The 22709-nt window shown below is 65.3% G+C and carries 18 protein-coding genes and 1 pseudogene; 8 read left to right on the top strand and 11 right to left on the bottom strand.

The genetic code is table 11. The features are described 5' to 3' along the window. Positions 1-106: 106 nt before the first annotated feature. Genes RA19_RS18115 through RA19_RS18130 form a run of 4 tightly spaced genes read left to right on the top strand, consistent with a single transcriptional unit; the run spans position 107 to position 6421 of the window. Complete coding sequence (locus RA19_RS18115) at positions 107-922, top strand: enoyl-CoA hydratase-related protein (protein ID WP_039165239.1); 816 nt, start codon at positions 107-109, stop codon at positions 920-922. Between the two features lies 1 nt (position 923). Next, positions 924-2999 carry an acetate--CoA ligase family protein gene (locus tag RA19_RS18120; protein ID WP_039165242.1) on the top strand — a complete coding sequence of 692 codons (2076 nt, stop codon included), beginning with the start codon at positions 924-926 and terminating at the stop codon, positions 2997-2999. Next, the gene (locus tag RA19_RS18125; RefSeq protein ID WP_039165244.1) at positions 2996-4438 is read left to right on the top strand and encodes a carnitine 3-dehydrogenase; all 1443 of its coding nucleotides are present in this window, start codon (positions 2996-2998) and stop codon (positions 4436-4438) included. Before RA19_RS18120 ends, RA19_RS18125 begins: the two co-directional genes overlap by 4 nt. 18 nt (positions 4439-4456) lie before the next feature. Next, positions 4457-6421, top strand: coding sequence for an oxidoreductase (locus RA19_RS18130; RefSeq protein WP_039165245.1), 1965 nt, complete (start codon positions 4457-4459; stop codon positions 6419-6421). Positions 6422-6494: 73 nt separating this feature from the next. On the opposite strand, the gene RA19_RS18135 is transcribed toward RA19_RS18130, so the two are convergent. From RA19_RS18135 to RA19_RS18145, 3 genes are read right to left on the bottom strand one after another with little or no spacing between them, the layout of a single operon-like run. After that, positions 6495-7556, bottom strand: a complete 1062-nt coding sequence (locus RA19_RS18135; protein ID WP_039165246.1) for a mandelate racemase/muconate lactonizing enzyme family protein — start codon at positions 7554-7556, stop codon at positions 6495-6497. Between the two features lie 26 nt (positions 7557-7582). Further along, on the bottom strand, positions 7583-8785 hold the full coding sequence (locus RA19_RS18140) for a M24 family metallopeptidase (protein WP_039165248.1): 1203 nt from the start codon (positions 8783-8785) through the stop codon (positions 7583-7585). A gap of 12 nt (positions 8786-8797) precedes the next feature. Then, positions 8798-11221: a GcvT family protein gene (locus tag RA19_RS18145; protein ID WP_039165249.1), complete on the bottom strand. Its 2424-nt coding sequence runs from the start codon at positions 11219-11221 to the stop codon at positions 8798-8800. 109 nt (positions 11222-11330) lie between these two features. Between RA19_RS18145 and RA19_RS18150 the strand changes: the two genes are divergently transcribed. Next, entirely contained in the window at positions 11331-12521 is a 1191-nt protein-coding gene (locus RA19_RS18150) for an aromatic ring-hydroxylating oxygenase subunit alpha (RefSeq protein ID WP_039165251.1), read from the top strand. 6 nt (positions 12522-12527) lie between these two features. Here RA19_RS18150 and RA19_RS18155 read toward each other — a convergent pair whose 3' ends face one another. Then, positions 12528-13160, bottom strand: a complete 633-nt coding sequence (locus RA19_RS18155) for a helix-turn-helix domain-containing protein (RefSeq protein WP_052261896.1) — start codon at positions 13158-13160, stop codon at positions 12528-12530. Between the two features lie 302 nt (positions 13161-13462). Between RA19_RS18155 and RA19_RS18160 the strand changes: the two genes are divergently transcribed. Continuing rightward, the gene (locus RA19_RS18160; protein ID WP_039165252.1) at positions 13463-14161 is read left to right on the top strand and encodes a 2OG-Fe(II) oxygenase; all 699 of its coding nucleotides are present in this window, start codon (positions 13463-13465) and stop codon (positions 14159-14161) included. Between the two features lie 28 nt (positions 14162-14189). Beyond that, entirely contained in the window at positions 14190-14798 is a 609-nt protein-coding gene (locus RA19_RS18165; protein WP_039165254.1) for an alpha-ketoglutarate-dependent dioxygenase AlkB family protein, read from the top strand. Here RA19_RS18165 and RA19_RS18170 read toward each other — a convergent pair. Beyond that, the gene (locus RA19_RS18170) at positions 14795-15520 is read right to left on the bottom strand and encodes a GNAT family N-acetyltransferase (protein ID WP_039165257.1); all 726 of its coding nucleotides are present in this window, start codon (positions 15518-15520) and stop codon (positions 14795-14797) included. The two genes, RA19_RS18165 and RA19_RS18170, sit on opposite strands and share 4 nt — an antisense overlap. A 190-nt stretch (positions 15521-15710) precedes the next feature. On the opposite strand from RA19_RS18170, the pseudogene RA19_RS27495 reads away from it, so the two are divergent. Beyond that, positions 15711-15818, top strand: a pseudogene (locus RA19_RS27495) (IS5/IS1182 family transposase); the annotation flags it as partial. 89 nt (positions 15819-15907) lie between these two features. Here the strand turns inward: RA19_RS27495 and RA19_RS18175 are convergent. The 6 genes from RA19_RS18175 to RA19_RS18200 all read right to left on the bottom strand — a co-directional run bounded on the left by RA19_RS18175 (position 15908) and on the right by RA19_RS18200 (position 22602). Beyond that, positions 15908-16435 (bottom strand): sigma-70 family RNA polymerase sigma factor, encoded by a 528-nt coding sequence (locus RA19_RS18175; RefSeq protein ID WP_052261897.1) that lies wholly within the window; start codon positions 16433-16435, stop codon positions 15908-15910. A gap of 200 nt (positions 16436-16635) precedes the next feature. Beyond that, a complete protein-coding gene (locus RA19_RS18180) occupies positions 16636-17940 on the bottom strand; it encodes a lysine N(6)-hydroxylase/L-ornithine N(5)-oxygenase family protein (protein ID WP_039165258.1) in 1305 nt (434 codons plus the stop codon). Next, positions 17937-19010, bottom strand: coding sequence for a GNAT family N-acetyltransferase (locus RA19_RS18185; RefSeq protein ID WP_206540291.1), 1074 nt, complete (start codon positions 19008-19010; stop codon positions 17937-17939). Before RA19_RS18185 ends, RA19_RS18180 begins: the two co-directional genes overlap by 4 nt. Positions 19011-19205: 195 nt before the next feature. Further along, positions 19206-20078: an alpha/beta hydrolase gene (locus RA19_RS18190; RefSeq protein WP_039165259.1), complete on the bottom strand. Its 873-nt coding sequence runs from the start codon at positions 20076-20078 to the stop codon at positions 19206-19208. After that, positions 20075-21265, bottom strand: coding sequence for a PLP-dependent transferase (locus tag RA19_RS18195; protein ID WP_039165261.1), 1191 nt, complete (start codon positions 21263-21265; stop codon positions 20075-20077). The genes RA19_RS18190 and RA19_RS18195 overlap by 4 nt, the downstream gene beginning before the upstream one ends. Then, entirely contained in the window at positions 21262-22602 is a 1341-nt protein-coding gene (locus RA19_RS18200) for an MATE family efflux transporter (protein ID WP_052261899.1), read from the bottom strand. The genes RA19_RS18195 and RA19_RS18200 overlap by 4 nt, the downstream gene beginning before the upstream one ends. Between the last annotated feature and the right edge of the window lie 107 nt (positions 22603-22709).

Consider the following 22709-nt stretch of genomic DNA (forward strand, 5'->3'; position numbering starts at 1 on the left):
TCATGATAGAATGATCGCTTTCTCTCTACCCTTGCCGCCTGTTTGCCGTTGAAATCAAGCGGAATGCGCAGGGCTGGTGCCCGCGGGAGGCATGAGGGGAGACGATATGGCAGGGCTGATAGAGGTGCGCGCGCGCGGCCGTGTGCTGGAGGTGGCGATGAACCGGCCGCCGGTGAATGCGATCAATCTGGATCTGAGCCGCCAGATGTATGCCGCGTTTCAGCGGCTGAACGAGGACGAGGGGCTGAGTGTCGGGCTGCTGTCGAGCCTGGGCAATGACAAAAACATTTTCTCGGCGGGCTGGGATCTGAAGGCTTTTGCCGCCGGCGAAAGCGCCGATGCAGAGCAGGGGTTCGACCTTGGGCCTGGCGGCCTGGGCGGATTGCCGGAGTACTTCGACCTTTACAAACCCGTGGTGGTGGCGCTGGCGGGCGGCGCCATCGGCGGCGGCTTTGAGCTGGCGCTGGGGGGAGATGTGATCCTCTGTGCCGAGGATGCCTATTTCTGGCTGCCGGAAATGCAGCGCGGGTTCCTGCCGGATGCGGGCGCGATCCAGAAACTGCACCACCGGATTCCGTGGAACGTGGCGATGGATCTGATCCTGACCGGGCGCAAGATGTATGCGGATGAAGCCAAGCACTGGGGGCTGGTGCGCGATGTGGTGCCCGTTGATCAGCTGATGGAGCACGCCCGCGGGGTGGCGGATACGATTGCGCAAGGGGCGCCTTTGGTTGCCGGCGCCTTGAAGGAATACATGCGCAAATACGGCCACCGCTCGGTCGAGGAAAGCCATGCGGCGGTGCGCCGGGCCTGGGTCGGCAAGAGCGACATGCCGATGTACGAGCAGATGATCCGGTCGGACGATTTCACCGAAGGCTCGGTCGCCTTTGCCGAAAAACGCGATCCCAAGTTCAAGGGCTGAGATGATGCACAGGCTTTCTCCGATGTTTGAGGCCCGTTCGATGGCTGTGGCGGGCGCCTCGGCGCGGGCCAGCTCCTTTGGCGCGCGGCTGGCTGAGGCCACTTTGTCCGGCGGGTTCCAGGGGCAGATCAGTTTTATCAACCCGCGCGGCGGCGAGATCCTGGGGCGGCAGGCGCTGGCCTCGATCCGGGAACTGGACCATGCGCCGGATGTGGCGGTGCTGGGGATTGGCGGCGCCAATCTGGAAGGTGCTCTGGTGGATGCGATTGCGATGGGCGCGAAATCGGCGGTGATTTTTGATGTCTGCCATGGCGAGACGGCCAATGGCACGCCGATCCTGGCGCGGCTCAAGGATATTGCGGCGGAGGCCGGGATACCCATTTGCGGCGGCTCGGGCATGGGGGTGATCAACACGCAGACCGGGCTGGTGGGCAGTTTTTATCCGGCGGATCACATGCGGGCCGGGGGCATCTCGCTGATTGCCCATTCGGGCAGTGTGTTCACCGTGCTGGGGATGAACGATCCGCGCTTCCGCTTCGATCTGGTCGCCTCGCCCGGGCAGGAGATCGGCGCGACCGTGGATGAATACATCGCCTATGCCGCCAGCCGCGAAACCACCAAGGCGATTGCGGTGTTCATGGAAAGCGCCCGCAACCCTGAAGGGCTGGTGGAGGCGCTGAAGCTGGCGCGGGATGCGGGCAAGCCGGTGGTCATCTGCAAGGTGGGCCGCACCGAGGAAAGCGCGCGGCTGGCGCGCTCGCATACCGGGGCGCTGGCGGGCAGCCATGCGGCTTATGAGGCGGTGTTTGAGGAATGCGGCGCGATTTCGGTCGATACGGTCGATGCGCTGATGAACACGGCGCTGTTGTGCTCGGGCGGCCGCATTCCGGGGCCGGGTGGCGCCGGGCTGGTGACCGACAGTGGCGGCTTGCGCGAGATGCAGGTCGATCTGGCGGCAGAGACCGGCACGCCGCTGGCAGTGCTGAGTTCGGCGACGCGGGCTGCCTTGCGCGAGGCTTTGCCGCCGGAGCTGGAGCCGTCGAACCCGCTCGACTGCGCGGCGGATCTGACGGATGAGTTTCCCAAGGTGTTTGACCGCGGGCTGGACATCCTGGCGGCGGCGCCGGAGGTGTCGATGCTGGGGTTCGAGGCGGACCTGCGGGACGATTATGTCTATGAGCCTCAGCTGCTGGAACACGCCAGGCAACTGCGGGCACGCACGGACAAACCAGTGTTTTTCTACGCCAGTTTCGGCCAGACCCATAACCGCGGCATTGGCGAGGCGCTGGCGGAAGCGGGTGTGCCCTGCCTGAACGGGGCTGAAACCGCGATGCAAGCCGTGAAGGCGTTTCAGGCCTGGGCCGATGGCTTGCGGGCGGAGGTTGAGACCGCGCCTGAGGTGCCTGGCGGGCAGGCACTGCCTGCGGATCTGGATGAGGCGGCGAGCCTGGAAGTGCTCTCCGGCTTTGGCGTGCCGGGGGCGCTGAGCCGGGTGTGCAGTGATGCGGGCAGCGTGGCTGCCGCGGGGCAGGAACTGGGCTTTCCGGTGGTGCTGAAGACTGCCGAGGCCGGGATCGACCACAAAAGCGACCTGGGCGGGGTGATCCTGAACCTTGGCGATGAGATTGCGCTGGCGGCGGCTTATGCGGACCTGTCGGCGCGGCTGGGGCCGCGGGCGGTGGTGCAGAAACAGGCCTCGAAAGGCGTTGAACTGGCTTTTGGCTGCGTGATGGATCCGGACTTTGGCCCGCTGGTCATGGTGGCGCCGGGCGGCACGCTGGTGGAGCTGTTTGACGAGCGTCAGTTCGCCCGCGCGCCCTTTGGGCCGGGGCAGGCGGAGAAAATGATCCGCCGCTTGCGGGTGGCCAAGCTGATCGACGGGGTGCGGGGTGATGAACCGCGCGATATGGCGGCGGCGGCACAGGCGTTGAGCGCGTTTTCCGTGGCCTGTGCTGCGATGCGGGATCAGGTGGCGGAGATCGACGTGAACCCGGTGATGGTGACAGATACCGGCGCGATGGCGGTGGATGCGCTGATCGTGCCTGCGCAAAGCGCTGTGCGGGAGGCGGCGGAATGAAGGTTGCGATCCTTGGCGGCGGGGTGATCGGCGGCGGCTGGGCGGCGCGATTCCTGCTCAATGGCCACGACGTGGCGGTCTATGATCCCGCGCCGGATGCGGAGCGCAAGCTGGGCGAGGTCTTGGACAACGCCCGCGCCAGCCTGCCTGCCCTGTATGACCGACCGCTGCCGCCGGAAGGGGCTTTGCGCTTCTCGGCCTCGCTGGCGGAGACGGTGGCCGGCGCGGACTGGGTGCAGGAGAGCGCGCCGGAGCGGCTGGACGTAAAACAGGCTCTGTATAGGGAGATTGAGCCGCATTTGGGGGAGGGCGCAGTGCTGGCGTCGTCGACCTCGGGCTACAGGCCGAGCCAGCTGCAGGAATTGCTGGAGCGCCCGGAACGGCTGATCGTGGCGCATCCGTTCAACCCGGTCTACCTGGTGCCTCTGGTTGAGGTGGTGGGTTCGGACGCGACGCCTGAGGATTTGAAAACCCGCGCGGCGGAGGTGCTGCGCGGGATCGGGATGCATCCCCTGGTGATGGGGTGCGAGATTGACGGCTTCATCGGCAACCGGCTGCAGGAGGCGGTCTGGCGCGAGACATTGTGGATGGTGAAGGAGGGTGTTGCCACCACGCAGGAGATCGACGAGGCGATCCTCTATGGCTTTGGCCTGCGATGGGCGCAGATGGGGCAGTTCGACACCTACCGGCTGGCGGGCGGCGAGGCCGGGATGCGGCATTTCCTGGCGCAGTTCGGGCCATCCTTGCAGGAGCCGCTCACCCGGCTGATGGATGTGCCGGAACTGGACGGCGCGCTGGTGGAGCGGCTGGCGGCGCAGTCTGACGCACAGTCGGGGCATCTGAGCATCCGCGAAATGGAGCGGGCGCGGGATGCCAATCTGGTGGCGCTGATCCGGGCCTTGAAGCAGCGGGATGCCGGGGCAGGGCGCCCGGTGAAGGCGCAGGAGGCAAAGCTGGCGATCCCACAGACCGCGGATTTGCCGGTCACGGCCAAACGGGTGATCCCGCCCAGTTGGACCGATGCCAACGGCCATATGAACGAGGCGCATTACATTGAGGTGGCCTCAAACGCCGCCGATGCGCTGACCGAAAGCTGCGGGGTGACGGCGGAGTATATCGCAGGCGGCAACAGCCATTTCACTGCCGAAACCCATGTGCGCTATCTGGCAGAGCTGCATGAAGGCGATGAGATCACCGTGCAGACCCAGGTGCTGCATGGCTCGGGCAAGAAGACGCATCTGTTTCACCGCATCCTGGGGCCGGAGGGCCTGAGCGCCACGGTGGAGATGATGATCCTGCATGTGGATCTGGCAACGCGGCGGGTGTCAGACCCTTTGCCGCATGTTGCTGATGCCCTGAAAACGCTGGAATGCGCCCATGCACAGCTGCCGCGGCCCGATGGCGCCGGGGCGGCGATCCGCGATTTGACAAAGACATAGACCCGAGAGGCAGTAGCGATGAGCCAGGCCAGTTTCCCCAATCTGTTCTCCCCGATCACCCTGGGCAGCCTTGCCTTGCGCAACCGGATTGTCTCAACCGGGCATGAGACGCATCTGAACGAGAAGGGGCGGATTGGCGACCGGATGATCGCCTACCACGAGGCGCGGGCGCGGGGCGGCGCCGGGCTGATCGTGGTGGAGGTGGCGCTGGTGCATCCAAGCGCGGTGTTTGTGGCGGATCCGATTCGGGTCGATACGGACGACTGCATTCCCGGCTACCGGCGGCTGGCGGAGGTGGTGAAGGGCCACGGTAGCGGGCTGATTGCCCAGCTGTTCCATCCGGGGCGCGAGATGCTGGCCTCGGAAGACGGCACCGCGCCGGTCTCATACAGCGCGTCGGCCACGCCGAATGAGCGGTTCCATGTGATGCCGCGGCCGATGACGCCGGAAATGATTGCGGAGGTGATTGCCTCTTACGGTGCGGCGGCGCGGCGGATGCAGGAAGCCGGGCTCGATGGGGTCGAGATTGTCGCCTCGCACGGGTATCTGCCGGCGCAGTTCCTCAATGGGCAGGTGAACCGGCGCGAGGATGCCTATGGCGGCTCGCTGGAGAACCGGACCCGGTTCATCCGCGAGATTGCGGCGGCGATCCGGGCTGAGACTGGGGCGGGCTTTGCGGTGGGCCTGCGTTTGTCTGGCGATGAGCGCAGCCATGAGGGGCTGGAGGCGGATGAGATCCTGGACGCCTGCGAATTGATCGCGGCGGAGGGGACGCTGGATTACCTGAGCGTGGTGGCGGGGTCCTCGGCAACCTTGGCGGGCTCGGTGCATATTGCGCCGCCGATGTATGAGGCGGCGGGCTATACCGCGCCATTGGGGCAGGCGATCCGGGAGCGGACCGGGCTGGCGACCATTGTGACGGGGCGGATCAACCAGCCGCAGGAGGCGGAGAAGATCATTGCCAACGGCCAGGCAGATATGTGCGGCATGACCCGGGCGATGATTTGCGACCCGGAAGCGGGCAATAAGGCGCAAGAGGGCCGTGCGGAGGACATCCGCGCCTGCATCGGCTGCAACCAGGCCTGCATCGGCCACTTCCATGACGGCTATCCGATCTCCTGCATCCAGAACCCGGTGAGCGGGCGGGAGCTGCAGCTGGGCACGCCGTCTCTGGCTGCCGCCAAGCGCCGGGTGATGGTGATCGGTGGCGGCCCCGGCGGTATGAAGGCTGCGGCGGTGGCGGCGGAGCGGGGGCATGAGGTTGCCCTGTTCGAGCAGGAAGCGCAGCTGGGCGGCCAGGCGCGGCTGGCGCAGCTGCTGCCGCACCGGGCGGAGTTCGGCGGCATCATCACCAACCTGACACGCGAGATGGAGCTGGCCGGGGTGGATATCCGCACCGGCACGGCCGTGGATGACGGTGTGATCCGGGACTACGGCCCGGATGCGGTGATCATTGCCACGGGTGCTGCGCCGCGCTGGCCGGAGTTCGAGGGGCGCGGGGAAGCGCATACCGTGGATGCCTGGCAGGTGCTGCAGGGACAGGCGGACATCGGCAAATCGGTGCTGGTTGCGGATTGGCGCGCCGATTGGGTTGGCATGGGTGTGGCGGAGCTGCTGGCGCAGAACGGGCATCATGTGCGGCTGGCGGTGAACGGCTATATGCCGGGGCAGACCATCCAGATGTATGTGCGCGATGCGGGCATCGGGCGGCTGCACTCCTTGGGCGTTGAGGTGCTGCCCTACATGCGGCTGTTCGGGGCCGATGAAGACAGCGTCTATCTGCAGCACATCATGAGCAATGAGGCGGTGATCTGCGAGGGCGTGGACACGCTGGTGCTGTGCCAGGGGCATGTGCCGCGCAACAGCGTTGAGGAAATGGTGCGCGGGCTTGGGCTGGAGCATCACCTGGCGGGCGATTGTGTTGCGCCGCGCACCGCCGAAGAGGCAGTGCTGGAAGGGCTGCGCGCGGGACGGCGCGTGTAGTGCAGTGATGCCTTCCGGGCGTCCGGTGCGCCTTTAGCGTTTGGACGGATCCGGTGCAGGCCGCGGCCGGGTGTCAGGGGAAAAGACCTTCAGGTATGCGGCCCAGGCCGGGGCCGGGTGCGGCACAGACCCTGCCGGGGGCAGGGCGCCGGATCATGGTCCGGCCGGTATCGATCGGGTCGGTCAGGTCAATGGTGGACAGGAGCATCCCAGGGGCGGTGCCTGCGGCGAGGTGCAAAGCGCCTGCGCCAGCCACCTGACCGGCCCACCAGCCGTCGATGCGTACCTTGATGCCGGACGCCGCACAGGCGTCGCGCACGGTGCGCCCGGCGCTCAGGCCGCCGATGGAATCGGGTTTGATCACCAGCGCCGACGCTGCCCGGTCCTGAATGGCGTGCATATAGGTGGGCAGATCCTTGAGGCATTGATCCAGCATCACCGGAGCCTTGATCCCGCGTGCGACAGCAGCGCCATCGCCGTAGTCGTCGCAGGGCTCCTCCCATATCACGCGGGGGTCGCTGATTTCGGGCAGGGCGCGGACAGCGTCATCGAGCGCCAGCGCGCCGTTGAAATCCGCCAGCAGCAGCTGATCCGGGCGCATGGCCGCCAGCACCGCCCGGACCCGGTCGAGGTCGTTGCCGAGCGTATCCGAGCCGAGCTTGGCCTGCACCACGGCAAACGGCCCGCCGTCGCGGCGCACGGTCTCTGCCATGGCCTCGGGCGCTTCGCAGGAGAGCGACAGGTATTCCGGGCAGTCCGCGGCCCTGGCACCGCCCAAAAGGCTGGAGACCGGCATGCCAAGCGCGCGGCCCATCATGTCGAGCATCGCCAGGTCGATCCCGGCCACCGCATACTGCAGGCGTTTCTCGCCGCCGCGCCATTTGGCCAGGAGCGCGGGCAGATCAGAGAGAGCGAGCCCCTGCAAGGCGGGCAGGCATTCGTCTTCGAAGGCTTCGATTTCGGCCACGGTATAGGTGGGCGGGCGGACGAACTCGCCGATCCCGACGGTGCCGTCATCCGCGGTCAGCCGCAGCAGCCGGTGGCAGAGGACGGTCTGGCGGCCCATCGACATGGCGTAGCCCCCGCCCTTGAAACGGGGTTCCAGCGGGAAAGTTTCAATGCGGGTGATTTTCATGGGGCAACCGTGTGTCGGGGGCTTGCTCAGCGCAGCAGGTTTTCGTCGTAGGGATAGGAGTCGAGCTGTTCGAGACCATCCGCGGTCACCAGGAACTGGTGTTCGATCTTGACGCCGCTGCCGCCGCGATCCGATCCGACATAGCCTTCAACGCAGATCATCATGTTTTCCTCAATGATGCCGTCGTAGCCGATGTCGTCCCAATCCTGGGGATAGGGGACGTAGGGGTATTCGTCGCACATGCCGACGCCATGCATGATGCAGGGGTAACGGTGGGCGACGAACTCTTCAGGGTGGCGGAAGCTCTGGTCCACAAGCTCCTTGAAGGACACGCCCGGGCGGACATTGGCCTTGTTGTGTTCGATTTCATCCAGGGCGCGTTTGTAAAGGTCGCGGAACTCATCCGGTGCCTTGCCTTCGCCGCAATACCAGGTGCGCGAGATGTCGGACATATAGCCGAACGGGCCGACCATATCGGTGTCAAAGCCCAGCAGTTCGCCCTTCTGCACACGCCGTTCGCCGGCCTCTTGCAGCCAGGGGTTGGTGCGTTCGCCCGAGGCCAGCATGCGCGCCTCGGACCACAGGCCGCCATGGGCGATGTTGACCTGGCTCAGAATGCTCCACAGTTCGTTTTCCGAGATGCCGGGCTGGAAGGCTTCATGCATTTTCGCGATGCCCAGCTGCGCCACGTCGATAGCATAGCGGCACAGGGTGATCTCTTCCGCGGACTTGATCGAACGGGCTTTTTCCAGAAAGCCGGGGGCGTCCACGACCTCGAACCCGGCCTGCATCAAACCTTGCACGGCGGAGGCATCCAGCCGGTCAAGCGCCACGCGGCAACGCCCTTTGCCGGCCAATCGTCCCCGGACAAAATCCACGAACTTGCGGGTATTCTCCACCTGATCAAAGCCCGCAAGGAAAGGCGCAAGCCCGAACATCGGGATGTATTCCGTGACGTGGTCCAGATCCTTGATGAAGGCGCCGCTGAAGACCACTGGGCCATCGGCAAAGATCATCAGCGTCATCAGCGGGATGCGCGCCTGGAACTGCATGTATTCATGGTAGTTCACCGCATAGCGCATGGTCAGCGGGTTGGTGATGATGGCCAGCTCCACGTCCCTTTCCGCCATGGCTTCGCGGATCCGGCCCATGCGGTAGTCGTTCAGGCGGGTCCAGTCGATATCGGGCGGCGGCAGCTCTGCTTTGGTGAAACCGTTTGGCATGTTCATGTCAGTTTTCCCTCAGCTTTGCGCGGCATCGCGCAGACGCAGATTTTGCGGATCGAGCACAGGTTCTGCCAGCACTGTTGCCCGGTGCAATTCGCCGAAGAGTGAGATTTCCAGCGTGGTGCCGGGCTGTGCGGCTTCGGGGCGGAGGAAGGCAAAAGCGAGGCTGCGCCCGGTATTGGGACCGAAGCCGCCCGAGGAGACAGAGCCGGCCCTGGTGCCATTGTAGAAAACGGCTTCGCCGCCCAGCACATCGCTGTCGGTGACCTCCACCTCCAGATAGGCGATGACCGAGGTTTCGCCGGATTCGGCCCGGCGTGCGAGCGCATCGCGGCCGACAAAGTCCTTGTCGAGTTTCACGAACCGCATCTGATCGGTGTGGACGGGTGAGGCGTCATTGGCCAATTCATGGCCGCCGCGGTAGGCCTTTTCCATCCGCATCATCTCCAGCGCCTTGGAGCCGAAGGGGGTGATGCCATGGGGCTGGCCGGCCTCCCACAGTGCGTCCCAAAGGGTGCCCAGCTGGGTGTTGGGGGCGTGCAGCTCCCAGGCCAGCTCGCCAGAGAAGGACATGCGCATGGCGATCAGCGGGATGCCGGCCACGGTGATCTCGCGTGCCTTCAGCCAGCCAAAGGCGGCGTTGTCCAGCTGGTCGCTGGTTTGGGTTGCCAGAACCTCGCGCGCCTTTGGACCGGCGATGGTCAGGATGCCCCAATCGTCTGAGAGGTTGCGGACGGTGACGTCTTCGCTGCCGCGCTGGTGCAGAGTGATCCAATCCCAGATCCGCCGCTCGGAAGGGCCGCCGGTGACGAACCAGAAGCGGTTTTCACCGAGGCGTGCGATGGTGGCCTCGCCCTCGATGGTGCCCTGTTCGTTCAGGAGCAGGGTAAGGCAGGTGCCGCCTGTGTTGCGTGGCATCCGGTTTGCGCAGAGGCGTTTGAGATAGGCCTCGGCCTCCGGCCCGGTGATCTCGAATTTGGAAAAGGCGGTGAAGTCGCCCAGCCCGACGCCTTCATGCACTGCGCGGGCTTCGGCCACGGCCGCCTCCCAGGAGGGGCCGCGGCGCCAGGCTTTGGGCTCGGCGCCGTTCCAGTCCTTGCCGTAAACGCGGGGGCGTTCCCAGCCGCCGGCATCCTCGTAAACCGCTCCCAAGGCCTTGGTCCGCTCGTGGGCACCGGAGATCCGTATGTTGCGGCAGGTTTCATACTGCAGCTGCGGATAGGGCAGCGACAGCCGCGTCATGTAGTTCTCGCGGCAGCGCTGATAGGCATGTTCTTCATCCACCCAGGGGCCAAAGCGGCGCGGGTCGAAACCGCGCATGGAGATGTCGGCCGTGCCATGCACCATCCATTGCGCCAGCGCCCGGCCCAGTCCCGGCCCCCAGGCGATGCCAACGGTGGCGCCGCAGGCGAGCCAGTAGTTTTTCAGCCCCGGCGCCGGGCCAACCAGCGGATGCCCGTCCGGTGTATAGGTGATGGCGCCGTTCACGATGCGTTTGATGCCCAGGTTCATTAGGCTGGGGTAGCGCTCGAAGCATCTCTCCAGCCAGGGGGTGATGCGGTCATAATCCGGTTCGAACAGCTCATTCTCGCTGTCCCAGGGGCAGCCTTCGCGCCATTTGGCGAGCGCGTCGTGGGTGTCGTAAAGGCCGATCAGCGCGCCGCCCTGTTCCCGGCGCAGATAGCCGGTGAAGTAGTCGTCGCGGGTGACGGGGATTTCGTGGCCCATGGTTTCGAAATCAGGCACCGTGTCGGTCACCACGTAATGGTGCTGCATCGGAACAATCGGCAGATCGAGGCCGGAGAAGGCGCCGATCTGGCGGGCGTGATAGCCGCCTGCGTTGACCACATGCTCACAGACGATATCGCCCTGTTCGGTGGAGACTTTCCATTCGCCCGAAGGCAGCTGCTGCACATCGGTCACCCGGTTGCGCCGCATCACCCTGGCGCCCCGCATCCGCGCGCCTTTGGCCATCGCCTGGCAGGTGCCGGAGGGATCCACGTGGCCGTCGTCAGGAGTATAGATGCCGCCGATGATATGCGAGGTGTCATAGATCGGGTTCAGCTCGGTGATTTCCGCGGGCGACAGCCAATGGCACTCCTGCCCGCGCGCCAGCACTGCATCGCGGGTGTGCAGCAGCCAGTCGCGGTGATCCCCGGTCGCGCCCACGCGCAGCGAGCCGCAATTGTGCCAGCTGACGCCTTGTCCAGTCTCCGCCTCGATGGTCTTGTAAAGGTCCACCGCATAGTCGTGGCAGGTCCCCAGGGCGTGGCCCGGGGTCATCCGGCTGACCAGCCCGGCGGCGTGCCAGGTGGCGCCGGACGTCAGCTCGGCCTTTTCCACCAGGACGATGTCCGTCCAGCCCTCTTTGGCCAAGTGATACAGGACGGCGGCGCCCATATTGCCGCCGCCAATCACCACAACACGCGCTGATTCCATGATCTGTTCTCCGCTGTCCTGGGGTGACTATCGTGGCGAAGGAAAAATTTTCATAGCATTTTTTATCCAAGGGATAATAATCGACCGAGATCCAGATTCGGGAGGCACCATGGACGGCACCATCGTAGCGGAAACCACGGAGCAGCGGATCAAGCGCATCCTGGGGCCGGAGGGCTTTGACCAGGTGTTCCGCCCGATTGAAGAGGCCGGCGGTCTGCCCAATGCCGCCTATTGGTCGCAAGAGTGGCATGAACTGGAGCAGGAGCTGATTTTCCGCCGCTCCTGGGTATTTGCGGGCGCGCGGGCCGAAATTGCAGCGCCGGGAGATATGAAGCCGCTGGAGATCGGCGGGCTTCCCATCGTGCTGGTGCATGGGCGCGACGGCGTGATCCGGGGGTTCCAGAATGTCTGCCGCCACCGAGGGATGCAGCTGGTCACGGAGCCTTGCAAGAAGGCGACGCTCACCTGCCCCTATCACAAATGGGCCTACGGGCTGGACGGCAAGCTGCGCTCGCGGCCGCATTTCCAGGGGCCGAACCAGGCGGACAGCTTCAAGGACGGCGGCGGAGAGAAACTGGACCTGATCCCGGTGCGGGTTGAGGAGTTCTTTGGCTGTTTGTTCGTCAATATCTCGGGCGACGCCGACCCGCTGGATGTCTGGATGGCGCCGGTGCTGGAGCAGCTCAAAGGGTATGACCTGGCCGCCATCCGCTGGGCCGGAAAGCTGGACTTCGAGATCGAGGCCAACTGGAAGCTGGCCTATGAAAATTACATGGAGGGCTATCACGTCTTTGCCTTGCACCCGCGGCTCTTGGAGTTCGCCCCGATGGATCTGCGCTGGTCGGGGGAATGGCGCGGCAATACTTTTGTAAACGGCTACCGGTTCCCGGAGATCCAGGCCGGGCGCGGCGAGGGGCTGCCGCATTATCCCGGTCTGTCAGACGAAGACAGGATGCAGGGGCAGTGGTTTCTGACCATGCCGCATTTTGCGGTCGAGATCTTTCCGGATCAATTCACCGTGCTGGTCGCCTATCCGGACGCGCCGGATCACTGCCGCGAGGAGCTGCATGTTTTCCTGATCGGCGATGAGGCAGCGAGCGGAGAGAAATACGCCAAGGAACGCGAGGAGGTCATCCGGATGTGGGACGATCTGAACCGCGAGGACATTTCGATCCTGAAGGGCATGCAGCAGGGGCGGCGCTGCCCTGGTTATGACGGCGGCCGCTACTCGCCGCATTGGGAGGGGCCGACGCTCAGCTATGCGCGCAAGATTGTCGAGATGATGCTGGAGGAAGGCTAGGCGCGATTACCGCTGCCGCATGATTACTGGGGTGTTGGTCAGGATGATCTGCAAGTCCTCGGTGCCATTGTTGAGGTAGCGGTGGGGTTTCTCGCCGGAGAAGCCGAAACTGTCCCCCGGCTCGAGCACGAACACCCGCCCGTCAACTTCCAGCGTCAGCTGGCCGGAGAGCACATAGCCCGCCTCTTCGCCTTCATGCGACAACGGGTTGTCGCCGGAATGGCCGCCGGGGGAGAACTGCATCATTGTCATCACCAGCTGACCGTCGACAGTAGGCGTCAGCAGATAGTCAGTCTCCCCCAGATATTCGGTGCCGGAAAGGCGCGAGTAATCAATCCGGCGGCGGAAGCCTTTGCGCACCACATAGGCGTCTTCGACAGGGTCGTCGCTGGGGGAGGCGGGAAACAGCCAGCCGATCTCGACCGACAGCGCCTTGCTGATCCGCTGAAGCGCATCCAGCGAGGGCTGCTTTTGGCCGCGCTCCACCAGGCTGAGGAAACCGACGGACAAAGACGCCGCCTGGGCCAGGTCGTTCAGCGTCATGTTCTGGGCACGCCGCACGGCCCGGATTTCGGGGCCAACTGGGCGGGCTCCGGAGGTGTCTCCGGCGTCGCTGCTCGGGGGGATGCCGCTTGCCATGGGTGTGTTCCTGCGCCGCTGGGAGCGGCTTTCCTCCGGATCGCCGGTCGGGTAAAATTTCGTCCTGAATGTTTACTCTTAGCAAGGTTTCCGCCGAAGGGCCACAGCAGCCGGCTGCGCTGCAGAGCGGAAACCCGGCCGGCTGGGTCCGGCGGTTCCGGTGCTTTGGTAGCGGCCGGGTTTTGCGCAGGAACCGGGTCGACCGGGGCCAGGGCTGGTCTGTAGCGGTATCTTTGCGGCGCATCTGCAAGCGGGCAGGCGGCGCAAAGGAACGGGATGCGGGTGCAGGAGACGGAAACGGAATGGCGAAACGGGTGTCAGACATCGACTGGGCGCAGGCGGCGGCGGATCTGGATGCGCGCGGATATGCGGATCTGGGGGCATTGCTGCCGGACGGGGCGGCGGCTGAATTGATTGCAAATTACGGCAGCAGTCCGCTGTACCGCAGTCATATCCGGATGGCCCGGCACGGGTTCGGGCAGGGCGAGTACAAGTATTTTACCCACCCGCTGCCTGGCGTCATTGCGGAATTGCGCCGGGACCTCTACCCGCCGCTGGCCCGGATCGCCAACACCTGGAATGCGCGGCTGAACGCGGACGGCAGGTTCCCGGAAACCCATGCGGCGTTTCTGGATGAGTGCCATGCCGCCGGGCAGATGCGGCCGACGCCGTTGATCCTCAGATACGGGCCCGGCGATTTCAACTGCCTGCATCAGGATGTGTACGGTGCGCATCTGTTCCCGCTGCAGGTTGTCTTTTTGCTGTCGCAGGAAACGGATTTTGACGGCGGGGAATTTGTGATGACCGAACAGCGCCCCAGGATGCAGTCCCGGGCTGAGGTCGTGCCGCTGCGTTCCGGGCACGGGTATGCCTTTGCAGTGAACGACCGCCCCAAGCAGGGGGTCAAAGGGTATTACAGGGTCAAGCACCGCCATGGCGTCAGCGAGATCCGGGCGGGAGAGCGGTATGCGATGGGCATCATTTTCCATGATGCGGCCTGAGCACGCGGCATGAAGACAGGAGAGGCTTATGGACCTGTTCGGAAATACGGCAGACCCGGCCGTCAATCTGCTGCCGGCGGATGGCACGGTGCATTACTTCGGGCCGGTTCTGCCGGAAGACCAGGCGGATTGGTATTTTGCCCGGCTGATGGAGACTGTTGATTGGCGCCATGACGAAGCCGTCATTTACGGCAAGCGCATTACCACAAAGCGCAAGGTGGCGTGGTATGGAGACCGGGCGTTCCGCTATACCTATTCCAGAGTCACTAGAACCGCGCTGCCCTGGACCCGGGAGCTGCGCCTCCTGAAAGACTGCGTGGAGAGGGCGGCCGGGGAGCGTTTCAACTCCTGTCTGCTGAACCTTTATCACTCGGGTGACGAGGGGATGTCCTGGCACAGCGATGCCGAAAGCGACCTGGTCAGGAACGGTGCAATCGGATCGCTCAGCCTGGGGGCGGCGCGGCGGTTCTCCTTCAAGCACAACAGCCTGGATCTGAAGGCTGACGTGACCCTGGAGCACGGCAGCCTGCTGGTGATGAAAGATGCGACGCAATCCTTCTGGAAGCACCGGGTGCCGCCGGCAAAATCGGTCACCCGGCCGCGCATCAGCCTGACATTCAGGACCATCCGCACCTAGGGACTGCCAGGCTGTCCGGGGGCAAGGAAACTGGCCAGCGGCTGCTTCTGCCTGCCTTCGGCATCGAAATTCCCAGGGTGGAGCCAGGCCTGGTGGGCCTTGCAGACCGCAGGCCATTCGTCATCCGTAATCGAAAACCAGGCCGTGTCCCGCGACCGGCCCTTATAGTGGAGGGCCTTGCGGAAGATGCCTTCGAAGGTGAAGCCGAGCCTGCCCGCGGCCCGGCGCGACGGGGCGTTCAGCGCATCGCATTTCCATTCATAGCGGCGGTAGCCGAGACCGAAGGCATAGGCCATCTTGAGATGCATGGCTTCGGTGGACACCGGCGTGCGCTGCATTGCTGGCGACATTCTGATGTTGCCGGCCTCGATGCACCCCATTGCCGCCTCGATCCGCAGAAACGAGCCGTAGCCGGCGGCCCGCCCGGTGCTTTGGTCGATATAGGCAAAGAACATCGGATCGGTGCTTGCTTCGGCGGCGGTCAGCCACTGCATGAAGTCATCCAGCCGGTCATAGGGGCCGTTTGCCATATAGGTCCAGCCGGCGCCGTCCGTGTCCTTGCGGAAGGCTTCGAAAAGCTGCTCGCCGTGCAGGCCCGCTTGCAGCGGCACAATTTGCGCGAACCGCCCCTCGAGCGTCACAGGCACCGGCCTGGGTGGCGGTGTCCAGCCCGCCGGAAGCGCGTCGCCGATCGGCTGGCCAAGATGGTTGGTCCGTGTCATCTGGTTTGTTCCCGGTTTTAATTTGTTTTTCGAGCGGCGGTGCCTCAGTTCCGGCGCCGCACGGGTTTGGCAGCCACCACTCTAGATATGCGATTGGTGCGGAAAAATATCCAAAACCGGAAACTTCAAGAGGGCCAATCGCAGGGCAATCCTTCGGCATTGATGGCCGCCCGGGCAGAGCTGCTGTGGCGCCGGCTGGTTCGGGGAAGCGTTGGAAGGCAGGGCCTGTATCCCTGGCCGAAGGCAGCGGAAACCAACCGTCATGTACGGCAAGCGAAGGTGCAGACGCCGCAATCGTTCTCGGGGTATCTGTCATCTATTGGCGAGGAGTGCTGAGCCTGAACTCAGGATGTTTTCTAACATGGATGGAAGACGCCTGGCTTCTCTTCAGCCAGCAGCCTTCAGCCCGTCGGCACAGCGCTGCTGGACATCGCGCACGATCACATTGACCAGTGCGCGGGAGACCTGCAGCTCTTCTGCGATGTCCTTTTGCGGGACACCGTCCAGCCGGTGGCGCAGGAACACGTCGCGGTTCCGCGGCGGGCTACCGGCCAGGCTCTGGACAACCGCGTGCAGCGCCTGTTTGCCTTCCAGGCTTGCCTGCCCGCACAGCGGCGTCACGCCGGCTGCTGCCAGCTGGCCTTCGTCCTCGAAATCCGTGGCGATCTCGCGCCGCGATTTGCGCAAATAGTCGATGGCCGCATTGCGCACCATCCGTGCCACATAAGGCCGGGCCCGGTCCGGCAGGCTGCCGGGCTTGAAAGACAGGCATTTCAGGGCCGTGTTCTGGATCACGTCTTCGGCAGCGTCAAGCGAGCCTACCAGTTTCAGGGCGGCGCACAGGTGCAGCCTGCGGTGGGTGACAAGTTCTTCAATCAAAGCTTCGCAGACGCGCGGGCGCGGGTGATCTGTCATGGCAATCCCATCGGCATTTGTCCGGGCAAATGCCCGGGAAGGTGATGTTTTTGGAGAAAACTGCCTTTGGGCCTGCAGGCCCTGGGTCGCGCAGCCGTTATCTCCCAGGTGGATTGCGAGGTCAATCTTTGCGTGTGAGATTGGCAGAGAAATGCCGTAAGCGGGTGTGCGGCCCGCTGCTGCGGGCCGCTGCAGGCGGTTTATTCCGCGGCGGCGAGCTGTGCGGGCTGCGGTGTCAGGAGCGCTTCGGCAATCTCATCCACGCGCACCGCCAGGACCGACAGCAGGGTGTCGCTCAGCCCGTGGGTTTCTTCGCAGTAGCCCTGCAGGAAGATGCGGGGGCGGAAGCTTCCGCAGGTCCGCATCCGGTAATTCCGGTCCGGGCTTTCGAAATGCACATGCGGCTCCAGCCCGGCCAGAAGGGTTTCCCCCAGACGGCGGCGGTAGCCGGTTGCCAGAATGACCAGGTCATAGGCGCTGCTGCGGGTTTCGCCGCCCTGGGCGGGCTGCAGGGTCAGCAGTGTCTGCTGACCGCTGGCTTCTGCCGCGGTGACGCAGGTGCTGCGCAGCAGCCCGTAGGATGAGCTGCCGGCCACTTCCTGCTCGTAGAACAGTCCGTAGACCTGATCGATCAGATCGCCGTCCACTACGGCGTAGTTGGTGTTGGAATACTCCGCCATCAGGGCCCGGCGCTGGTCTGCGGGCTGCTGGTAGACATGGGAGGTGAAGCTGGCGTCGAAAATCTCGTTCACGAAAGGGCTGTCGTCCGACGGTTTCAGCGCGTGGCTGCGGAAGATGAAATCCACCTGGGGCCGGGCCGGGTCATTGGCCAGGTCCATGAAAATCTCGGCGCCGCTCTGGCCTGAGCCGATGACTGCCACCTTCAGCGGTCTGTCCGCTGCTGCCAGCCTGGGTTTGACGCTGCTGAGGTAGCTGGAGCTGTGGACCACGCCGGGGTGGCCCTGCAGCGCAGCAAAGATGTCCGGAATCGCGGGTTTGCCGCCGATGGCCAGCACCAGATCCCGGGTCAGGTAGCGGGATTGCTGGCCGCTGCCGTCCTCAGCAGTGACCGCCAGCACCTCGCCGCTGCCGCCGGGGTCCTGAACGGGTTCGGCGCCAATCACCCGCTGGCCATAGCGGCAGGCATCCTCGAGCTGCGCGGCAGCCCAGACGAAGTAGCTGTTGAACTCCTGCCGGCTGGGAAAGAAGCTCTTGCGGTTGACGAAACGCTCCAGACGGCCCTGGGCGTGCAGGTAGCTGAGGAAGGAGTAGGGGCTGGCGGGATTGCGCAGGGTCACAAGGTCCTTGATGAAGGAAACCTGCATGTCCGACCCCTCAAGCAGCATGTCCGGGTGCCAGGCGAAGCGGGGTTTGGCCTCTAGAAAAAGGGCGTCCAGTTTTGGCGCGCCGGCCTGCGCGCGCTCTTGCAGGGCGATGGCCAGGGCCAGGTTCGAGGGGCCGAAGCCCACGCCGATCATGTCGTGGATGTGGTGCGGTTCGCTCATCGGGTTTCTCCGGGTTTCAATTGGGCAAAGGGGGACAGCTGCAGCGGGCGGCCGGGATCTGCAGGGCTGGGGCGGGACCAGAGGCGGGCCTGGAAGAAATGCGCCCGCTCCAGCCGCACCAGCGTTGCGCGCTTGTGGGCAAAGTCGAACTCCTTGACCGCGGCAAAGCCGGAACGGGTCAGGTTGCGCAGCTGCTGGGTATGGCTGGCGGCCGGTTCTCCGACCAGCGCCTGGGTGCGGGGCTCGGCCAGGAACATGTAATGCATCAGCGAGGGCAGCCAGGCGGTGATGAAATCGGCGCCGCGGGCCTCGGGGTCCCCCACCAGCACATGCCAGCCGCGGTCCCAGTCTCCGGCCGGGTAATGGGCGCCGATGCGGTTTTCCCGAGCCCAATAGAGTTCGAAGTAGCAGAAGGGGCGGCCGTCAAGGCAGCCAAGGACCGGCATCATATGCGGATCGGCCTGCATCCGGGCGAGGTAGTCCCGGTGGTATTCCAGGGTGCCGGATTCCTCGAAGAAGGCGGCGACGCGCTCGTCGTTCATCCAGGCGTGGAACAGCTCCAGGTCGGCGGCAGGGTCCAGCGTGCGCAGCGAGAAGCACTGCTGCAGCCAGGGGATGCGGCGGCGGTAGAGGAGGCCTGACGGTTTGGCTGGACGCAGCGGGTGGCTGCCATGCGGGCCCGCCACCGGCACTTGCGGGTAGCTGCGGGGCGGCTGCACCAGCCAGAGGTCCGGAATTTGCCAGAGCATCTCCGGGAAAACGCCAAGCCAGCCGCCGTTCAGCAGGCAGGCAGCGCCAATGGACAGGAGCTCCTGCTCCAGAGAGGCGAAGTCCTCGCGCTTCAGCAGGACCAGAACTTCTTCTGCCGCGTGGCTGGTCAGGGCCTCGCAGGCGGCCAGCAGGGCGGCCAGGCTGAGCGGCCCGGCAGGTGCAGCGAGCTGCTGTTTGCCGCCGCCGTGGTTCGTAACGGCGATCTCTTGCGCGGTGCCATGGCTGTAAACCGTGACACCGCCGGGGCAGGGCCGGGCCCAATGGGGCGGGCTGTGATCTGAGGTGTAATCCAATGACACGCAGGGTCCTCCGTTTGCTGGGCGGCGCGGATGTGCGCCGGGACTGCTTGGAGAACGCTGGAGGGCGGTGGAAATTTACAAAAAAGATCAGGTGCTCTGCATTTTGCGGATTTGTTCGCAAGCGACTGAATGCAAACCAGAAAACCCGGCGCCTGGAGACAGGGCCGGGAGCGGTTTTTACTGGGAAATCAGGTGTTAGCTGAGGGCAAATACCTTCTGGATGGCGCGGTTGACTGCCACGGGCAGCACCGACATGTGGTTTTCTCCGGCATAGGTTTCGTAGTCTGCTGCAACCCCGGGCAGCTGGTTCAATGCGTCAGCCATGTCCTGTGCTGCGGCGATGGTCCGGGTCTTTTCCTTCTCAGTCAGCCGTTCGGCGGCATCGGCGGCCCCCTCCTGGAACGGAGCCAGGCGCGCGCCTTCCCATTCGCCAGCAGAGAGATGCACATAGGGGCGGTGCGGGCCGGGATCAAAGCGCGCCTGATGCTGCAGCAGGAAGCTGTCTTCCCAGGTGATCGCGGGGCTGGCAGCGATCCAGTGGCTGAAGGCACCTGGCCGGGTGAACAGCAGCCACAGCGCAAACAAGCCGCCAAAGGAATGGCCGAACAATCCGCGGTGCGCGGGATTGAGCGGCGCAAGGGTCTCTGCCTGCGGCAGGACCTGTTCCAGCAGGAACCGCGCCATCTCTGCCGCGCCGCCGGTGCGGACCGGTTCGCCGCCATCGTAAAACGGCGGATAGGTCTGACCCGGAGGCGGGCCGAGGTCCCAGCTGCGCCGGAAGGGATCGTAGGCGCCGTCTGTGGGGTAGCCGACGGCTATCAGCACGCCCCAGCCCACATTGGCGCCCGAGGGGTAGCAGGCCTGCGCCCGCATCGCGTCGATGGCGGTGCCGATCACTGCATTGCCGTCGGTCATGAACAGGGCGGGCCAGCCTTCGGCAGGAGGCTCGCCCGGGGGCGTCCAGATGAAGACACGGCGGACAGCACCGGTTTCGCTGTCGGTGACATCGTGCCAGCGGGCTCCGGTCCAGGTCTCGCCGGTGGCGGCGGGGGGCGGCAGCTGCGTCATTGGCGGGCCTCCCCGATGGCTTGCAGCACATCCGCCACCAGGTCATCGGCGTTTTCCAGGCCTGCGGCGAGGCGCACCGATCCGGCCGGTGTGCCGAAGCGCTGGAACACATTGGCCGGGCCGGAAAGGCCAAGGGCGGCCTGGGCCGGGATCACCAGGCTTTCCGGGCCGCCCCAGCTGACGCCGATTTTCACCGCTTTCAGCGCGTTGGTGAAACGGGGAATATCGACGCTGCTGTCCAGATCGAAGGCAAACAGCCCGCCATAGCCGGACAGGCAGGCGTTGCCCGGGTTGGCTTCGAATGCGGGGTGGCGGACACGGGTCACGGCGGGGTGGGCCGAAAGCGCCCGCCCCAGTGCCAGCCCGTTCTGCATGTGGCGGGCCATTCGAAGATGCAGGGTGCGCATGCCGCGCAGCACCAGCCAGGCGTCGAATGGAGAGAGCTTGCCGCCGAGGAAGTGATAAGCCTCGTGGTCGATACGGGCAAGCAGCGCCTTGGGGCCCGCAACCAGGCCTGCCAGCGTGTCGGAATGTCCTGCGAGGTATTTGGACGCGGCATGAACCACCAGGTCGATGCCGAATTCTGCCGGACGCTGATACAGCGGCGTGGCCCAGCTGTTGTCGATCACCGAGATCACTCCCAGCCGGCGCGCCTCGGCCCCGATGGCGCGCAAGTCCTGGGTGGTAAAGCTCCAGGATGTTGGACTTTCCAAATAGACCAGGGTGGCGCCGGGCAGGGCGTCCAGAACGGCCTGGGTATCAGTGCCGTCCACATACTGAGTGGTGACGCCGAACTTTTTCAGCAGGCATTCGAACAGGCGGAAGGCGTCGGAATAGAGGTTCTCGACCGCGACAACGCGGTCGCCGGATTGCACAAAAGGGATCACGGCGGCAGCAATGGCCGCCATGCCGGAGGCAAAGCCGCGGGCTGCCTCCACGCCCTCCATCCGGGCGATGAGGCTTTCCAGCTCCGCCACCGTGGGGTTGTTGCCGCGGCTGTAGATATAGCGGCTGGACTTGCCTGCAAAGACGGCGGCCAGGTCCTCGTAGCGGTCAAACAGGAAAGACGAGGTCTGGAACACCGGCACTGAACTGGCGCCATGCGGCATAGGATCATGCGGGGCGATGAGGTCGGGGGTGAGCCGGTCGGAGGCGGCCAGTGTGCCGCGGGGCGTGTGATCGTTCATACGGGAAGACCTTTCAGGGCGGTGTGCGGCAGGCGCCGCAGGATCAGGGCGGCGGCAAAGCCGGTGAGCAGGGCAGCGAGCGACAGGGCGGGGGCGAGCCCGGCAAAGCCCCAGAAGCTGGCAGCGGTGAACAGGAGGGGCAGAAACAGCCAGCCGAGCGGTGCCAGGCCGAGAAGGGCGGCATCCCGGGCGCGGGCGGTGGCTTGCAGGCTGACTTGGGCCGCGTGGCGCAAAGCCGTGGCGGGCAGCGACAAGGCCAGCGCTGCCAGTGCCGGGACGGCGAGGGACTGAACCGCGGGATCAGCGGTGAAAAGGGCGCTGATCTGTGGGGCCGCTTGCAGGCCTGCCAGCAGGAACAGGCTGGCAGCGGCGGCGGCAAGGGTGGCTGTGGCGAATGCAGCGCGGGCCAGGCGGGCAGTATTGCCTGCGCCCGCGGCATGGGCCAGCACCGCCTGGGCGCCGAGGCAGAATCCCTCGACCGGCAGCGTGGCGAGCACCCAGAGCCGGAGCGCGATGCCCATGGCGGCCTGGCCGACGGTGCCCTCGTGCTCTCCGGCCAGGCGGTAGAGCAGCAGGAAGGCGAGGCTGGCCAGCAGCACCGAGGCTGCCTCGGGCAGGCCGATGCGCAGAACCGGCCAGAGGCGGGCAAGGGCGCTGCGCGATAAACGCGGCCGCAACTGCAGCGGGCTGCGGGCGGCGGTGAAATACCAGCCATAGAGGGCCAGGGTGGCGAGCTGAGCCAGAACGGTGGCCAGCGCGGCGCCGCGCACGCCAAGGCCTGCGGTGAAAATCAGCAGCGGGTCCAGCGCCATGTTGAGCGAGAAGCAGAGGATCAGGCTGAACAGGCTGAAACGGGCGTGGCCGCTGCCGATGGCGGTGAAATCGCACAGGATTTGCACCATCCCCAACCCGGCCGAGAGGGTAAGGATGCTGAGGTACTGCAAGGCAGGTTCGCGCACCGCTCCGGTGGCGCCAAGCATATCCAGCAGCGGCAGCCGGGCCAGCCAAAGCGCGGCTGCGGACAGGGCGGCCAGCAGCAGGCACAGTGCCATGGCAGCGGAGGCGAGGCGGGCGGCTTCCTGCCTGCGTCCCGCACCCAGGGCGCGCCCGGCTGCTGCTGCGGTGCCGATTCCCAGCCCCACGCCGATTGCGGCGGTGACGCCGGTAAGGGGCAGGGCCAGGCTGACGGCGGCCAGCGCCTCCGGCCCCAGCTGGCCGACGAAGTAGCTGTCCACGCCCTGGTGGGCGGCATTGAGCGAAAGGCCGCCTGCGGTGGGAAGGCCTGCGCGCAGCAGCGTCCGCAGGAGGTCCGGGCTGGCAAGGTTCAAGGCGGTCATGGTCTTGAGGCTTCCGTCTGATGAAGGTTCGTCCTGACCTTTGACGCAGGCGGGGCCGGGAAATTCACAAGCCGGGGGCAAGTTTTCTGCCCGGAGGGGGGAACTGC

This window comes from Leisingera sp. ANG-M1 (assembly GCF_000813745.1).
Classification (GTDB): Bacteria; Pseudomonadota; Alphaproteobacteria; order Rhodobacterales; family Rhodobacteraceae; genus Leisingera.

Bases quoted from the DNA above. Each gene is read 5' to 3' on its own strand.
- RA19_RS18115 (WP_039165239.1), top strand. From the start codon at position 107: ATGGCAGGGCTGATAGAGGTGCGCGCGCGCGGCCGTGTGCTGGAGGTG.
- RA19_RS18120 (WP_039165242.1), top strand. From the start codon at position 924: ATGATGCACAGGCTTTCTCCGATGTTTGAGGCCCGTTCGATGGCTGTG.
- RA19_RS18125 (WP_039165244.1), top strand. From the start codon at position 2,996: ATGAAGGTTGCGATCCTTGGCGGCGGGGTGATCGGCGGCGGCTGGGCG.
- RA19_RS18130 (WP_039165245.1), top strand. From the start codon at position 4,457: ATGAGCCAGGCCAGTTTCCCCAATCTGTTCTCCCCGATCACCCTGGGC.
- RA19_RS18135 (WP_039165246.1), bottom strand. From the start codon at position 7,556: ATGAAAATCACCCGCATTGAAACTTTCCCGCTGGAACCCCGTTTCAAG.
- RA19_RS18140 (WP_039165248.1), bottom strand. From the start codon at position 8,785: ATGAACATGCCAAACGGTTTCACCAAAGCAGAGCTGCCGCCGCCCGAT.
- RA19_RS18145 (WP_039165249.1), bottom strand. From the start codon at position 11,221: ATGGAATCAGCGCGTGTTGTGGTGATTGGCGGCGGCAATATGGGCGCC.
- RA19_RS18150 (WP_039165251.1), top strand. From the start codon at position 11,331: ATGGACGGCACCATCGTAGCGGAAACCACGGAGCAGCGGATCAAGCGC.
- RA19_RS18155 (WP_052261896.1), bottom strand. From the start codon at position 13,160: ATGGCAAGCGGCATCCCCCCGAGCAGCGACGCCGGAGACACCTCCGGA.
- RA19_RS18160 (WP_039165252.1), top strand. From the start codon at position 13,463: ATGGCGAAACGGGTGTCAGACATCGACTGGGCGCAGGCGGCGGCGGAT.
- RA19_RS18165 (WP_039165254.1), top strand. From the start codon at position 14,190: ATGGACCTGTTCGGAAATACGGCAGACCCGGCCGTCAATCTGCTGCCG.
- RA19_RS18170 (WP_039165257.1), bottom strand. From the start codon at position 15,520: ATGACACGGACCAACCATCTTGGCCAGCCGATCGGCGACGCGCTTCCG.
- RA19_RS18175 (WP_052261897.1), bottom strand. From the start codon at position 16,435: ATGACAGATCACCCGCGCCCGCGCGTCTGCGAAGCTTTGATTGAAGAA.
- RA19_RS18180 (WP_039165258.1), bottom strand. From the start codon at position 17,940: ATGAGCGAACCGCACCACATCCACGACATGATCGGCGTGGGCTTCGGC.
- RA19_RS18190 (WP_039165259.1), bottom strand. From the start codon at position 20,078: ATGACGCAGCTGCCGCCCCCCGCCGCCACCGGCGAGACCTGGACCGGA.
- RA19_RS18195 (WP_039165261.1), bottom strand. From the start codon at position 21,265: ATGAACGATCACACGCCCCGCGGCACACTGGCCGCCTCCGACCGGCTC.
- RA19_RS18200 (WP_052261899.1), bottom strand. From the start codon at position 22,602: ATGACCGCCTTGAACCTTGCCAGCCCGGACCTCCTGCGGACGCTGCTG.